Source organism: Streptomyces sp. NPDC005863 (assembly GCF_042871345.1).
Taxonomy (GTDB): Bacteria; Actinomycetota; Actinomycetes; order Streptomycetales; family Streptomycetaceae; genus Streptomyces.
On sequence record NZ_JBIAII010000004.1, the window covers coordinates 57,914 to 72,622 of the forward strand.

General features: G+C 72.9%; 10 protein-coding genes. All 10 read left to right on the forward strand.

The genetic code is table 11. The features are described 5' to 3' along the window. Positions 1 to 1,341 carry a maltokinase gene (locus ACFYO9_RS16520; protein WP_355809798.1) on the forward strand — a complete coding sequence of 447 codons (1,341 nt, stop codon included), beginning with the start codon at positions 1 to 3 and terminating at the stop codon, positions 1,339 to 1,341. Positions 1,342 to 1,458: 117 nt separating this feature from the next. Further along, positions 1,459 to 3,852, forward strand: coding sequence for a 1,4-alpha-glucan branching enzyme (gene glgB, locus ACFYO9_RS16525; RefSeq protein ID WP_388666369.1), 2,394 nt, complete (start codon positions 1,459 to 1,461; stop codon positions 3,850 to 3,852). Between the two features lie 55 nt (positions 3,853 to 3,907). Next, a complete protein-coding gene (locus ACFYO9_RS16530) occupies positions 3,908 to 4,234 on the forward strand; it encodes a plasmid stabilization protein (protein WP_355809796.1) in 327 nt (108 codons plus the stop codon). 129 nt (positions 4,235 to 4,363) lie between these two features. Continuing rightward, entirely contained in the window at positions 4,364 to 4,897 is a 534-nt protein-coding gene (locus ACFYO9_RS16535; protein ID WP_355809793.1) for a GNAT family N-acetyltransferase, read from the forward strand. 149 nt (positions 4,898 to 5,046) lie between these two features. Beyond that, positions 5,047 to 5,370 carry an ANTAR domain-containing protein gene (locus ACFYO9_RS16540; protein WP_355809791.1) on the forward strand — a complete coding sequence of 108 codons (324 nt, stop codon included), beginning with the start codon at positions 5,047 to 5,049 and terminating at the stop codon, positions 5,368 to 5,370. Positions 5,371 to 5,631: 261 nt separating this feature from the next. Continuing rightward, positions 5,632 to 8,673, forward strand: coding sequence for an FAD-linked oxidase C-terminal domain-containing protein (locus tag ACFYO9_RS16545; RefSeq protein WP_358778932.1), 3,042 nt, complete (start codon positions 5,632 to 5,634; stop codon positions 8,671 to 8,673). 61 nt (positions 8,674 to 8,734) lie between these two features. Next, on the forward strand, positions 8,735 to 10,558 hold the full coding sequence (locus ACFYO9_RS16550; protein ID WP_358778931.1) for a thiamine pyrophosphate-requiring protein: 1,824 nt from the start codon (positions 8,735 to 8,737) through the stop codon (positions 10,556 to 10,558). Next, positions 10,555 to 11,682 carry an enolase C-terminal domain-like protein gene (locus ACFYO9_RS16555; protein ID WP_358778930.1) on the forward strand — a complete coding sequence of 376 codons (1,128 nt, stop codon included), beginning with the start codon at positions 10,555 to 10,557 and terminating at the stop codon, positions 11,680 to 11,682. Before ACFYO9_RS16550 ends, ACFYO9_RS16555 begins: the two co-directional genes overlap by 4 nt. A gap of 52 nt (positions 11,683 to 11,734) precedes the next feature. After that, positions 11,735 to 13,543, forward strand: coding sequence for a glycoside hydrolase family 15 protein (locus ACFYO9_RS16560; protein WP_358778929.1), 1,809 nt, complete (start codon positions 11,735 to 11,737; stop codon positions 13,541 to 13,543). Positions 13,544 to 13,625: 82 nt separating this feature from the next. After that, positions 13,626 to 14,633, forward strand: coding sequence for an SDR family oxidoreductase (locus ACFYO9_RS16565; RefSeq protein ID WP_358778928.1), 1,008 nt, complete (start codon positions 13,626 to 13,628; stop codon positions 14,631 to 14,633). Positions 14,634 to 14,709: the final 76 nt, after the last annotated feature.

Genomic DNA, 14,709 nt, shown 5'->3' on the forward strand with positions numbered 1-14,709 from the left:
ATGCTCGAGACCGCACCGCTCACACAGGACAGCCTCAGCCCACCCCTGGTGCTGAGGTCACTGGCCGGGCTGCTCCGGGAATGGCTCCCGAAGCAGCGGTGGTTCGCGGCCAAGGGATGGCCCATCACGGACCTCTCCGTGGTGTCGATGACCACGCTGCACCCGGGCTGTCTGCATCTGCTGATCAGCACCCGGCACGACGGGACGACCCCGCACTGCTATCAACTCGTCCTCGGCATCCGCGAGGAACTGCCGCCCCGGCTCCACCACGCGGTCATCGGCAGGCCCACCGCGGGCCCGCTCGCCGGACTCAGCGTGTACGACGCCCTGTTGGACCCCCGCTCGGCCGGACTGCTGCTCGAACGGCTGCGTACCCCGGGCGCGGCGGGCCCGCTGCGCTTCGAGCGGGACGCGGGAAGCGAGGTGCCGGCCGGGCTCACGCCCCGGCTGCTCGACGGCGAGCAGTCCAACACCTCGCTGGTCTACGGCAACCGCTTCATCCTGAAGCTCTTCCGCCGCATCCAGTACGGCACCAACCCGGACCTGGAGGTGCCGCGCGCGCTGGCCGGCGAAGGTTGTGCGCGGGTGCCCGCGCCGGTGGCCTGGTTCTGGACCGAGCAGCCGCGCCGGACGACGCTCGGCGTGCTCCAGCCCTTCCTGCGCGACGCGACGGACGGCTGGACGCTGGCGCTGCAATCCCTGGACGCGGGCGAGGAGTTCACCGACGAGTCGTACGAACTCGGGCGCGCCACCGCCGAGGTGCACCTCGCCCTGGCCCAGGTCTTCGAGCCCCGGCCGCCGGACCGCCGCGAGGGCGGGGAGCTGGCCGCCGCGATGGCCGAACGCCTGGAGGCGGCCGCGAGCCAGGTGCCCGCGCTCGCCCCGTACGTGCCGCGGCTGCGCGGCGCCTACGACGTCGTCGCCGCGGGCGGCCGGCACCGGCCCGACCAGCGGATCCACGGCGATCTCCACCTGGGCCAGGTGCTGCGGGCCGGGGACCGGTGGTTCGTCATCGACTTCGAGGGCGAACCGGCGAGACCGCTCACCGAACGCCGACAGCTGCAGGCTCCGGTGCGCGACATCGCCGGCATGCTCCGCTCGTTCGACTACGCGGCCCACTCCGAGCGCCCCTGGCAACCGCAGTGGGCGGACCGCTGCCGCGAGGCGTTCTGCGCGGGCTACGCCGCGGCGGCGGCATGGGACCCGCGCACGGAGACCGCGCTGCTGCGGGCCCACGAGACGGACCGCGCGGTGTACGAGGCGCTGTACGAGGCCCGGCACCGGCCGGAATGGCTCCCCGTGCCCATGGCGGCGCTGGCCCGGCTGGCGGAGGGCCCATGACCCCCACCCCGGCCACCGCAGTGACGGAACGTTTCTGCGCACCTGATCCGCCCGCCCGACGTGCCGCCCCCTCGATGCACCGTCCCGCCCACCCCTCACCAGAGGAGAGCTGAATCCGTGGCCACCACCGATACGTCCGCTCCCGATCCGGCGGCCGCCCTCCTCGAGCGCCCGCGCCCCGCGCGGCCCGTCCGCGCGGTCAAACGGCGCGCCGACGGCCGCGACTCCCGCCCCGAGGCGCCGCTTGACGCCGTCCCGGCCGAGGCGCCGCTCGACCCCGCGGACCGCGACCGGCTGCTGTCGGGCACGCACCACGACCCGCACGCCGTGCTCGGCGCGCACCCTGTGCCCGGCGGGATCGCCTTCGTGGTCCTGCGCCCGTTCGCCGACGCTGTGCGGGTTGTCGTCGAGGACGGGCGGAGTCTGCGGCTGGACAGTGTGGGGGACGGCTTCTTCTCGGGCGTCCTGCCCCTGGACCCCGACGCCCCGGACCCGGCCGCCTCCGACGCCCCGGACCCCGCCGCCCCCGCTCCGGCGGCCCCGATCCCCGCGTACGAGCTGCGTGTGACGTACGAGGGCGGTGAGGTCGAGCTGCAGGACCCCTACCGCTTCCTGCCTGCCCTGGGCGAGCTCGACCTGCACCTCATCGGGGAGGGCCGCCACGAACAGCTGTGGCAGGCGCTGGGCGCGCACCCGATGACCCACCAGGGCGTCCGGGGCACCCGCTTCACCGTCTGGGCGCCGAACGCCCGGGGGGTGCGGGTGTGCGGCGAATTCTGTCACTGGGACGGCACCGCCCACCCGATGCGCTCCCTCGGTTCGACCGGTGTGTGGGAGCTGTTCGTGCCCGGGGTCGACGAGGGCACGCTGTACAAGTTCGACGTCACGCGGGCCGACGGCAGCCGGAGCATGCGGGCTGATCCGATGGCCCGCCGCACGGAGGTGCCGCCGGCGACCGCCTCGATCGTGGACGTCTCGACGTACGAGTGGCGGGACGACGAGTGGATGCGGCGGCGCGGCGACGTGCCGGTCCATGAGGCGCCGTTCTCGGTGTACGAGGTCCATCTGGCGTCCTGGCGGCCCGGGTTGACGTATCGTCAGCTGGCGGAGCAGCTCCCCGCATACGTGTCGGACCTCGGGTTCACCCACGTCGAACTGATGCCCGTCGCCGAGCACCCCTTCGGCGGCTCCTGGGGCTACCAGGTCACCGGCTTCTACGCCTCGACCGCACGCCTCGGCACCCCCGACGACTTCAAGTTCCTCGTCGACGCCTTCCACCAGGCCGGCATCGGGGTGCTCATGGACTGGGTGCCCGCCCATTTCCCGCGCGACGACTGGGCGTTGGCGGCGTTCGACGGGGAGCACCTGTACGAACCGGCCGACCCGCGGCGCGCGGAGCACCCCGACTGGGGGACGCTCACCTTCGACTACGGCCGCAAGGAGGTCCGCAACTTCCTGGTCGCCAACGCCACGTACTGGTGCGAGGAGTTCCACATCGACGGCCTGCGCGTCGACGCGGTGGCCTCGATGCTCTACCTCGACTACTCCCGCGAAGAGGGCCGGTGGGCGCCCAACGCGCACGGCGGCCGGGAGAACGAGGACGCCGTCGCCTTCCTGCAGGAGATGAACGCCACGGTCTACCGGCGCTGCCCCGGCGTGGTCACCATCGCCGAGGAGTCGACCGCGTGGGACGGCGTCACCCGGGCCACCCACGAGACCGGCGCCGGCGGCTACGGCGGCCTCGGCTTCGGCCTGAAGTGGAACATGGGCTGGTCGCACGACTCCCTGCAGTACGTCGCACACGAGCCCGTGCACCGCCAGTACCACCACTCGGACCTGACCTTCGCGATGGTCTACGCGTACAGCGAGAACTACCTGCTGCCCCTCTCGCACGACGAGGTCGTGCACGGCAAGCGCTCGCTGGTCTCCAAGATGCCCGGCGACTGGTGGCAGCAGCGCGCCAACCACCGCGCCTACCTGGCCTACATGTGGGCCCACCCCGGCAAGCAACTCCTCTTCATGGGACAGGAGTTCGCCCAGGGCGCCGAGTGGTCGCAGGAGCACGGGCTCGACTGGGGGCTCCTGGACGAGGCCTGGCCGGCGCGGCCCGACCACCTCGGCGTGCAGGAGCTGGTGGCGGACCTCAACCACCAGTACCGGACCGCGCCCGCCCTCTGGGAGCAGGACACGACACCGGCCGGGTTCTCCTGGGTCGTGGTGGACGCGGCGCAGGACAACGTCGTGGCCTTCCTGCGGTACGCCAAGGACGGCACCCCGCTGCTGTCGGTGAGCAACTTCTCCCCGGTGGTGCGTCACGGATACGAGCTGGCCGTGCCGGACTCCGTCGGCGCCTGGCAGGAGACCCTCAACACGGACGCGGCCCGCTACGGCGGCGGCGACGTGCGCAATCCGGGGCCGCTGAAGCCCGAGCGGCCCGCGGGCGGCGACGGGCCGGGACGCCTATGTGTGACGCTGCCGCCGCTGGGAACTTTGTGGCTGCGCCCGGCGTGACCGCCGGCCACCGGACGACCGCCGAATCGGGAACCGACACGGAAAGGGGCATCCCATGCCTGCTGGATCCAGCAAGAAGCGCGAACGGCAGTACGAGCACATCAAGGACAGCGCCGAGGACCGTGGAGCGTCCAAGGGGCGCGCCGAGGAGATCGCCGCTCGTACCGTGAACAAGGAACGCGCGCGCTCCGGTGAGTCGAAGACGGCGAGCAAGACCTCGACGCGCGACAAGAAGTCCGCCTCCGAGCGCGGCGGCGAGCGCTCGCACAGCGGGGCCGAGGGCCCGACCCGCGACCAGCTGTACGAGGAGGCCAAGAAGAAGAACATCGAGGGCCGCTCCTCGATGAACAAGAAGGAACTCAAGCAGGCGCTCGGCCGCTGAGCGGCGGCCCCACGTGCGCGACACCGTCCGGGCGGCCGAGACTCCGAGGAGTCCCGGGCCGCCCGCACGTGTCCGTGCCCCCGACGGGCCGATTACCGCCGTCGACGCCGCCACCGGCAGGATGGGCGCATGACAGAGATCCGCACGCCCCGCCTCCTCCTGCGCCGCTGGCACGACGACGACCTCGTGCCCATGGCGGACATCAACGCGGACCCCCGCGTCATGCACTGGATCGAGGACGGCTCGGTCCACGACCTGGAGCGCACGGCGGAGGAGATCGAGCGCTGGGAGGACGAGTGGGACGACGAGGGCTTCGGCCTCTTCGCCGTCGAGCTCCTGGCCTCGGGTGAACTGGCCGGCTTCACGGGCCTCACCGTGCCCGAGTTCCTGCCCGAGGTCATGCCCGCCGTCGCCATCAGCTGGCGGCTCGGCACGCCGTTCTGGGGCCAGGGGTACGCGTCCGAGGCCGCCCAGGCCACGCTCGAGTTCGCCCTCCAGGACCGCGGCCTCGACCGGGTCATCAGCATCGACCGTCCGGAGAACCGGACATCGGCCAACGTCATCGCCAAGCTCGGCATGGTCCCCGAGCGCGTCACGGACCACCCGGAGTACGGCTACCCGCTGAGCGTCCACGCGATCGACCTCACGGAGTACGAGGCCTGAGCCCGGCTCCGCGACCGACACCTTCCTGGCGCACCTGCCGGCGGACTCGCCGCTGCCCGGGCCCGTACGGGGCGAGAGCCCGTCCGGTTGCCCGGTGGCGGTCCGGGCCCGACCATGAGCTGGGGGCGTTGTCACGAGCGGAGGGCACCGTGCCATCAGAGGGTGCAGGGCAGCGTGGCGCCGGGCGGCGGCGGGCGCAGGTATCGGTCGGGACCGACGACGGGAGCCGGCAGGCGGCCGCGTCCAGGGCCGCCGTCGAGCGTGCCGCGAACGTGATCGTGGGCGTCGGCCGGTGTACGGCCGCGGAGGCGCGGGACATCCTGCGGAGGATCTCGCTGGCCACGGACATCAAGCCGTTCCACGTCGCTCAGCTGGTCGTCGAGTGGGGCCGCACCGGGTCCCTCTGCGCGGACGTACGGCACGAGCTGGAGCGGCAGTTGCTGCGCCACACCGGGGCGCACGAGGCGATCTGAGCGCCGGTCCGCCTCCCGTTTCCCGCCGACCGCCGGTTGCGCACGCCTGCTCCTCCTCGCAGAACGCAGAACTGCTGAAAGTTTCTCACCGCACCTACTTCCCGGCCAGTGGGGCGGACGTCCCCAGAGACACGTGAGCGACGTGTTTCCGCGTCCGTTCGGGCGGTTACCCGGCGTGCGGACCGACGTGGACGCCGCGCGGTACGCGTGCCCTCGCCCGTTCCGGTTGTCGGTCGGCGCGACAGAGGGGTGAATGAGGTCATGGATGTCGTCGGTCTGGAACGAGCGCTGCGCGAGCAGGTCGACGGCGAGGTGCGCTTCGACGCGGGCAGCCGCGGCGCGTACGTGACGGACGGTTCCAACTACCGGCAGGTGCCGATCGGCGTCGTGGTGCCCCGCACGGTCGACGCCGGTGCGGAGGCCGTCGCCGTCTGCGCCCGGTTCGGGGCCCCTGTCCTGTCCCGGGGCGGCGGGACCAGCCTGGGCGGCCAGTGCACCAACACCGCGGTCGTCATCGACTGGACCAAACACTGCCACCGGCTGCTCTCGGTCGATCCGAAGGAGCGGACCTGTGTGGTCGAGCCGGGACTGGTCCTCGACGAGCTGAACAGGCAGCTGGACCGGCACGGCTTGAAGTTCGGCCCCAAGCCCTCCACCCACAGCCACTGCTCGCTCGGCGGCATGATCGGCAACAACTCGTGCGGCGCCTCCGCCCAGGCGTACGGCAAGACCGTCGAGAACGTACGGCGCCTGGAGATCCTGACCTACGACGGCACCCGGATGTGGGTGGGCCCCACCACGGACGCGGAGTACGAGGAGATCGTCGCGGCCGGCGGGCGGCGCGCCGAGCTGTACCGGGGCCTGCGCGAGATCATCCAGAGCTCTCTTGCGGACGTGCGCCAGGGCTTTCCGCGGATCCCCCGGCGGGTGTCCGGGTACAACCTGGACTCCCTGCTCCCCGAGAACGGCTTCGACGTCGCCCGCGCCCTGGTCGGCAGCGAGGGCACCCTCGTCACCGTCCTGCGCGCCGAGCTGGAACTGGTGCCGGTCCCGTCGACGGAGGCCATGCTGGTCCTCGGCTACGACGACATCTGCGCCGCCGCCGACGACGTGCCGCGGCTCCTGGAGCACAGCGCCCCCACCCAGTTGGAGGCCATCGACGACCGCATGGCCCAGCTCATGCGCGAGGGGGGCGCCTGCCTCGACTCGCTCGACAACTTCCCGGCGGGCGAGAGCTGGCTGCTGCTGCAGTTCACCGGGGACAGTCGGGACGAGGCGGACCAGAAGGCCCACGCGCTGCTGGCGGCTCTCGGGCGCGGCGAGAAGGACGACACCGTGGCGTTCTCCGACGACCACGACCGGGAACAGCGGATGCTGAAGGCCCGCGAGGCCGGGCTCGGCGTCACCGCGCGGCCGCCCGACGGGCGGGAGACCTGGGAGGGCTGGGAGGACTCCGCGGTCCCGCCCGAGCGGCTCGGCGACTACCTGCGCGACCTCAAGGACCTCTTCACGGAGTTCGGCTACGACCGGCCGTCCCTGTACGGGCACTTCGGGCAGGGGTGTGTGCACACGCGGATCCCCTTCGAGCTCACGACCGTGCAGGGAGTCGCCACGTTCCGCGCGTTCCTGTTCCGCGCCGCCGACCTCGTCTCCTCCTACGGCGGGTCGCTCTCCGGGGAGCACGGCGACGGGCAGGCCCGCGGGGAGCTGCTGCCGCGCATGTACGGGCCCCGCGTCATCGAGGCGTTCGGCCGGGTCAAGGCGCTCTTCGACCCCGACGACCGGATGAACCCCGGCAAGGTGGTCGCACCGCACCGCGTGGACGAGAACCTCAGGCTCGGCGTCGACTGGCGCCCCGCCACCCCGGCCACGCACTTCGGCTACCCCGACGACGACCACTCCTTCGCCCGGGCGGTGCAGCGCTGCGTCGGCATCGGCAACTGCCGCACCCACCAGGGCGGTGTGATGTGTCCGTCCTACCGGGCGACCGGCGAGGAGGAGCACTCCACCCGGGGCCGGGCGCGGCTGCTCTTCGAGATGCTGGGCGGCCACGCCGACTCGCCGGTCACCGACGGCTGGCGCTCCACCGAGGTGCGCGACGCGCTCGACCTCTGTCTGGCCTGCAAGGGCTGCAAGTCAGACTGCCCCACCGGGGTCGACATGGCCACGTACAAGGCCGAGTTCCTCTCCCACCACTACGCGAAACGGCTGCGGCCCGCCGCGCACTACTCCATGGGATGGCTGCCGCTCTGGGCCCGGCTCTCCGCGCTCGCCCCGCGGCTGGCCAACGCCGCGCTGCACGCCCCGGGACTGGCCCGGGCCGGCAAACGGCTCGCGGGCGTCTCCGGCGAGCGGGACGCACCCGTGTTCGCCGAGGAGAACTTCGTCCAGTGGTGGCGGCGGCGCGCCGCGCCGGAGCCCGACCCGCACGATCCGCGCACCGTCGTGCTGTGGCCGGACACCTTCACGACGCACTTCCACCCGGCCATCGCCAAGGCGGCCGTGCGGGTCATGGAGGACGCCGGCTTTGGCGTCGCGGTGCCCACCCGGGCCGTCTGCTGCGGCCTCACCTGGATCTCGACGGGTCAACTCGGCGTCGCCGAGCGGGTGTTGCTCCGTACGCTCGACGTGCTCCGCCCCTGGATCGAGGCCGGCACCCCGGTGGTCGGCCTGGAACCCTCCTGCGCCGCGGTGTTCCGCTCGGACGCCCCGGAGCTGCTGCCCCGCAACGAGGACGTGCACCGCCTCGCCGGGCAGTTCAGGACGTTCTCCGAACTCCTGGTCAACGACACCCCCGACGGCTGGCGGCCACCGCGCCTCGCACGCATCGCCACCGTGCAGACCCACTGCCACCAGCACGCCGTGCTCAAGGACGACGCGGACCGGGAGCTGCTGCGCCGCGCCGGCATCGAGGCCGACGTCCTGGACGCCGGATGCTGCGGCCTCGCCGGCAACTTCGGCTTCGAACGCGACCACCACGACGTGTCGATGGCGGTCGGCGAGCTCGGCGTGCTGCCCGCGGTGCGCGAGGCCGCGCCCGGCGCCCTGGTCCTCGCGGACGGCTTCAGCTGCCGCACCCAGATCGAGCAGGGCGGCACCGGGCGCCGTGCGATGCACCTGGCCGAAGCCCTGGCGCTCGCCCTGGACGGCCCGCTCCCGGCCGACCGGCCCGAACGGCTCACCACTCGCCCCACCGTGCCGCGCTCGGCGCCGCGCCTGGTCACCGCGGCCGTGACCGCCGCCGGTGCGGGCGCCGCGCTCGGCGCGACCGCGCTGGCCCGCCGACACCGACATCGCCGCTGACCTGCCCTCGCCCGCACCGCCCCGCTCGGCCCCTCTCTCGGAAAGGAAGCACCCCGTGTCCATGAAAGTCTCCGATTACATCCTTCAGCGTCTGCGCGAGTGGGACGTCGAGCGCGTCTTCGCCTACGCCGGAGACGGCATCAACGGCCTGCTGGCCGCCTGGGGACGCGCGGACGACAAGCCCCGGTTCATCCAGTCCCGGCACGAGGAGATGTCCGCGTTCGAAGCCGTGGGCTACGCGAAGTTCTCCGGCAAGGTCGGGGTGTGCGCGGCGACTTCGGGCCCGGGCGCGATCCACCTCCTGAACGGCCTCTACGACGCCAAGCTCGACCACGTGCCCGTCGTGGCCATCGTCGGACAGACCGACCGCACCGCCATGGGCGGCTCCTACCAGCAGGAAGTCGACCTGCTGAGCCTCTACAAGGACGTCGCCTCCGAGTTCTGCGAGATGGTGACGGTCCCCGAGCAGCTCCCCAACGTCATCGACCGGGCCATGCGCACCGCCTACGCGCGCCGCACGGTGACCGCGATCATCGTCCCTGCCGACGTGCAGGAGCTCGACTACTCGCCGCCGACCCACGCGTTCAAGATGGTGCCCTCCAGCCTGGGCATGGCCTCGTACGCGCCCGTCCCCGCGCCTGCCGAGATCACTCGCGCCGCCGAGATCCTGAACGCGGGGGAGAAGGTCGCGGTGCTCATCGGCCAGGGCGCCCGCGGGGCCCGCGCCGAGGTCGAGGTGCTCGCCGAGACGCTGGGCGCCGGCGTCGCCAAGGCGCTGCTCGGCAAGGACGCGCTCCCCGACGACCTGCCGTACGTGACCGGGTCCATCGGGCTGCTCGGCACCCGCCCCTCGTACGAGCTCATGCAGGGCTGCGACACGCTGCTCGTCATCGGCTCCAGCTTCCCCTACAGCCAGTTCCTGCCCGACCTAGACCAAGCCCGCGCGGTGCAGATCGACATCGACCCGCACATGATCGGGCTGCGGTACCCCTTCGAGGTCAACCTGGTCGGTGACGCCAAGGAGACGCTCAAGGCCCTGCTGCCGCAGCTCAAGAAGAAGAAACACGGCTCCTGGCGGAAGAAGATCGAGAAGGACACCGCACGCTGGTGGGAGGTGATGGAGCGGCGCGCCGCGGTGGAGGCCGACCCCATCAACCCCGAGTACGTGGTGCACGCGCTGGACGCCCTGCTGCCGGACGACGTGATGCTCGCCGCCGACTCCGGCTCCGCCGCGAACTGGTACGCACGCCATCTGCGCATGCGCGGCACCATGCGCGGCTCCCTGTCCGGCACCCTCGCCACCATGGGCCCCGGAGTCCCGTACGTGATCGGCGCCAAGTTCGCCCACCCCGACCGGCCCGCCATCGCCATCGTGGGCGACGGCGCCATGCAGATGAACGGGCTCGGCGAGCTCGTCACGATCGCCAAGTACTGGCAGGAGTGGCGCGATCCGCGCCTGGTCGTCGCCGTCCTCAACAACCAGGACCTCAACCAGGTCACCTGGGAGATGCGCGCGATGTCCGGCGCCCCGCAGTTCCTGCCCTCGCAGTCGCTGCCCGATGTGCCCTACGCCGACTTCGCCACCTCCATCGGGCTCGGCGGGGTGCGCGTCGAGAAGCCGGCGGACGTGGAGGCGGCCTGGCACCGGGCGCTCGGCAGCGACCGGCCGTTCGTCATCGACTTCCGCACCGACCCCGCGGTGCCGCCGATCCCGCCGCACGCGAGCCTGGACCAGATCGAGGCCGCCGCGTCGGCCGTCGTGAAGGGCGACAGCGACCGGGTCGGCATGATCCGGCAGGGCCTGAAGGCGAAGGTCCAGGAGATGCTGCCCGGACGCGGTTCCGGCGGCGACTCCGGGACGCGCAAAGGAGCGGACGGCGCATGAGCCCTGGTGCCCGCCCCGAGGCGGATCCGTCGGTGGACGGTGTGGACGTGAGCGTCTACACCGTGCCCACCGACGCGCCGGAGGGCGACGGCACACTGACCTGGAGCTCCACCACCCTGGTCCTGGTGCGGGCGCGCAGCGGCGACACCGAGGGCCTCGGCTACACCTACGGGGCCCCGGCCACCGCCCGCGTCGTCAGTGATCAGCTCGCGCCGGTGGTGGCCGGACGGTGCGTGTGGGACGTGTCCGCGGCGAACGAGGCCATGCACCGGGCGCTGCGCAACGCGGGCCGCCCGGGTGTGGCCGCGGGCGCGCTCTCCGCCGTCGACGTCGCGCTGTGGGACCTCAAGGCGCGCGTGCTCGGACTGCCGCTGGTGCGGCTCCTCGGGGCGAGCCGGACGCGGGTGCCGGTGTACGGCAGCGGCGGCTTCACCACGTACGACGAACGACAGCAGGACCGTCAACTCCGCGCCTGGGTGGAGGAGTTGGGTATTCCGCGGGTCAAGATCAAGATCGGGGAGTCCTGGGGCGAGGAGGAGCGGCGGGACCGCGCCCGGGTGACCGAGGCCCGGCGCAGCATCGGCGACGGCGCCCGGCTGTACGTCGACGCCAACGGCGCGTACTCCGTCAAACAGGCCGTCCGCGTCGCCCGCCATCTCGACGACCAGGGCGTCACCTGGTTCGAGGAGCCGGTCTCCTCGGACGACCTGAAGAGCCTCGCGCGGATCCGGGCCGCGGTCACCCCGGAGGTCGCCGCGGGCGAATACGGCTACACCCTCGCCTACTTCGGCCACCTGCTCGACGCGGGCGCCGTCGACTGTCTCCAGGCCGATGTCACCCGGTGCGGCGGCATCACCGTATGGCTGCGCGCCGCCGCGCTCGCCGAGGCCGCCGGGCTGCAGATCTCCGGGCACTGCGCCCCGCACCTGCACGCCCACCCGGCCGCCGCCGTGCCCAACACCCGCCACCTGGAGTGGTTCCACGACCACACCCGCATCGAGCGGCTGCTCTTCGACGGCGTCCTCGACCCGGCCGGCGGGTCGATCAGGCCGGGCGCCTCCGGCGAGCCGGGACTCGGCCTGACCTTCCGGCACCGGGCGGCCGAGCCCTACCGCATCTCCTGACCCCGCAACCCCAGCGACCCCGCACCGAGCCCGACCGGAGAGGACCCCCATCATGCCGACGCCGAACGCGAGCGACACCGGCCCGGAGTTCCTCCCGCACGTGCTGCGCGAGTACGCGCTGTTGGCCGACGGCGAACGGGGCGCCCTGGTCGGGCCGCACGGGGACATCTCCTGGATGTGCGCGCCCCGCTGGGACTCCGACGCCGTCTTCTCCTCGCTCGTCGGCGGCAGCGGAACCTACGCCGTCACCCCGCTCGACCCCCGGCACGTCTGGGGAGGGTTCTACGAGACCGGCAGCCTGATCTGGCGCAGCCGCTTCATCACCGGCGAGGGACCCGTCGAGTGCCGGGAGGCCCTGGCCTTCCCCGGGGAGCCCGAGCGTGTCGTGCTGTTGCGCCGGGTGCTCGCCACCGACTGCCCGGCACGGGTCAGGGTCGTACTCGAACCCCGCGGCGCGTTCGGCGGCGACAGCAGCAGCCACGTCCGGCAGCACGACGGGGTATGGACGGGCAAGACCGGGCCGCTGCACTGGCGCTGGACCGGCGCGGCAGCGGCGCGCACGAGCCGCGACCCGGACGGCAACGGCGAAGTGCTCACCCTCGAACTGACCGTGCCCCTGGGCGGCCACCACGACTTCGTACTCGAACTCTCGCCGCACACCCTCCCCGCCGAACCGGTGGATCCCGACACGGCATGGGCCGCCACCGAGGCCTCCTGGGCGCGGGCCTGCCCCAAGCCGCCCGAGACCCTCGCCACCCGCGACGCGCACCACGCCCTCGCCGTGCTGCGCGGCCTCACCAGCAGCGGGGGCGGGATGGTCGCCGCCGCCACCATGTGCCTGCCCGAGCGCTCCGGCGCCGGCCGCAATTACGACTACCGCTACGCGTGGATCCGCGACCAGTGCTACGCGGGCATCGCCGCGGCCGGAGCCGGCGCCACCGGCCTCCTCGACTCCGCCGTCGGTTTCGTCGCGGGACGGCTCCTGCAGGACGGCCCGGAGCTCAAACCCGCCTACACCGTCACCGGCGGCCCGGTCCCCTCCGAACAGACCCTGGACCTGCCCGGCTACCCCGGCGGCACCGACAAGATCGGCAACTGGGTCAACCAGCAGTTCCAGCTCGACGCGTTCGGTGAAGCCCTCCAACTCCTCGCCGCCGCGGGCCACGTGGACCGACTCGACTCCGACGGATGGCGCGCCGTGCAGACCGGCGTCAGCGCCGTCGAACAGCTGTGGAACAGGCCCGACGCCGGCATCTGGGAGATCGACGACCGGCCCTGGACGCACTCCCGGCTGAGCTGCGTCGCCGGGCTGCGCGCGATCGCCGCACTGCCCGGCGCCGGCCGCCAGGTCGCCCGCCTCACCTCGCTCGCGGACGCCCTCCTCGCCGAGACGTCCCGCACCTGCCTGCACCCCGACGGCCACTGGAAGCGGTCCCCGGACGACCCCAACGTCGACGCGGCGCTGCTGCTCCCGCCGGTCCGCGGCGCGCTGCCGGCCGACGATCCCCGCACCCTCGCCACCCTGCGCGCCGTACGGCAGGAACTGGTCCGCGACGAGTACGTGTACCGCTTCCGGCACGACCGGCGCCCCCTGGGCGAGGCCGAGGGGGCGTTCCTGCTGTGCGGTTTCATGATGGCGCTGGCCGAGCACCAGCAGGGCCACACCGACCGCGCCCTGCGCCTCTTCGAGCGGAACCGGGCGGCCTGCGGACCGCCGGGACTGTTCTCCGAGGAGTACGACATCATCCAGCGCCAGCTGCGCGGCAACCTCCCGCAGGCCTTCGTCCACGCCCTGCTCCTGGAGTGCGCCGGACGCCTCACCGAGGACCCGCTGCCCCGATCCCAGCGCCGGCCCGTGTGACCGGCCGACACCCGCTGCCGCCCCCGGCACCACCACCCCGGCACCACCACCCCCGGCACCACCAGAAAGGACCCTCACCGCGATGCCCCAGAACGTAGTGATCACCGGCGCCAGTGCAGGCATCGGCCGTGCCACCGCCCAGCACTTCGGCCGCCGGGGCGCCAACGTCGTCCTGCTCGCCAGGGGAGAGGCGGGGCTGCGGGGCGCCGTCCGCGACGTCGAGGAGGCCGGCGGCGCGGCACTGGCGATCCCCACCGACATGGCCGACCACGCGGCGGTCGAGGCGGCGGCCACCCGGGCCGAGGAGCGGTTCGGACCCATCGACGTCTGGATCAACGTGGCGTTCACCTCGGTGTTCGCGCCGTTCGACGAGATCGGGGCGGACGAGTTCCGCCGGGTGACCGAGGTGACCTACCTCGGCTACGTGCACGGCACGATGGTGGCGCTCGACCGGATGAAGTCCCGGGACCGCGGCACGATCGTGCAGGTCGGCTCCGCGCTGGGGTCGAGGAGCATCCCGCTGCAGTCCGCCTACTGCGGCGCCAAGCACGCCATCAACGGCTTCACGGAATCGGTGCGCTGCGAACTGCTGCACCAGCACAGCAACGTGCGCGTCACCGTCGTCCAGATGCCCGCCGTGAACACCCCCCAGTTCTCCTGGGTCCTCTCCCGGCTGCCCCGCCACCCGCAGCCCGTCCCCCCGATCTACCAGCCCGAAGTGGCCGCCCGCGCCATCGCGTTCGCCGCCGACCACCCCCGGCGCAAGCAGTACTGGGTGGGCGCCAGCACCGTCGGCACGATCCTCGCGCAGAAGTTCGCGGCCCCCCTCCTCGACCGCTACCTCGCCCGCACCGGCTACGACTCCCAGCAGACCGACGAACACGTACCGGAGCGCCCCGGCAACCTGTGGGAACCCGTCGACAAGGCCGGCGCCGACGACCACGGGGCGCACGGCGCCTTCGACGCGCGCGCCCACGCCCGCAGCCCGCAGCTGTGGGCCTCCCACCACGCCCGGCTGCTCTCCGCCCTCGGCGCGGCCGCCGTCGTCGCAGCGGGCGGAGCCCTCGCGGGCCGCACCAGGGGGCGGTGACGCCCGCGTCCCGCGAGCCCGGCCCGATCCACACGTGAGGCCCTAGCCCAACCAGGTCCAATCTGCCCCCCAACCC

Coding starts and splice junctions, on each gene's coding strand:
- ACFYO9_RS16535 (WP_355809793.1), top strand. CDS start 4,364: ATGACAGAGATCCGCACGCCCCGCCTCCTCCTGCGCCGCTGGCACGAC.
- ACFYO9_RS16555 (WP_358778930.1), top strand. CDS start 10,555: ATGAGCCCTGGTGCCCGCCCCGAGGCGGATCCGTCGGTGGACGGTGTG.
- ACFYO9_RS16545 (WP_358778932.1), top strand. CDS start 5,632: ATGGATGTCGTCGGTCTGGAACGAGCGCTGCGCGAGCAGGTCGACGGC.
- ACFYO9_RS16520 (WP_355809798.1), top strand. CDS start 1: ATGCTCGAGACCGCACCGCTCACACAGGACAGCCTCAGCCCACCCCTG.
- ACFYO9_RS16565 (WP_358778928.1), top strand. CDS start 13,626: ATGCCCCAGAACGTAGTGATCACCGGCGCCAGTGCAGGCATCGGCCGT.
- ACFYO9_RS16560 (WP_358778929.1), top strand. CDS start 11,735: ATGCCGACGCCGAACGCGAGCGACACCGGCCCGGAGTTCCTCCCGCAC.
- ACFYO9_RS16550 (WP_358778931.1), top strand. CDS start 8,735: ATGAAAGTCTCCGATTACATCCTTCAGCGTCTGCGCGAGTGGGACGTC.
- ACFYO9_RS16530 (WP_355809796.1), top strand. CDS start 3,908: ATGCCTGCTGGATCCAGCAAGAAGCGCGAACGGCAGTACGAGCACATC.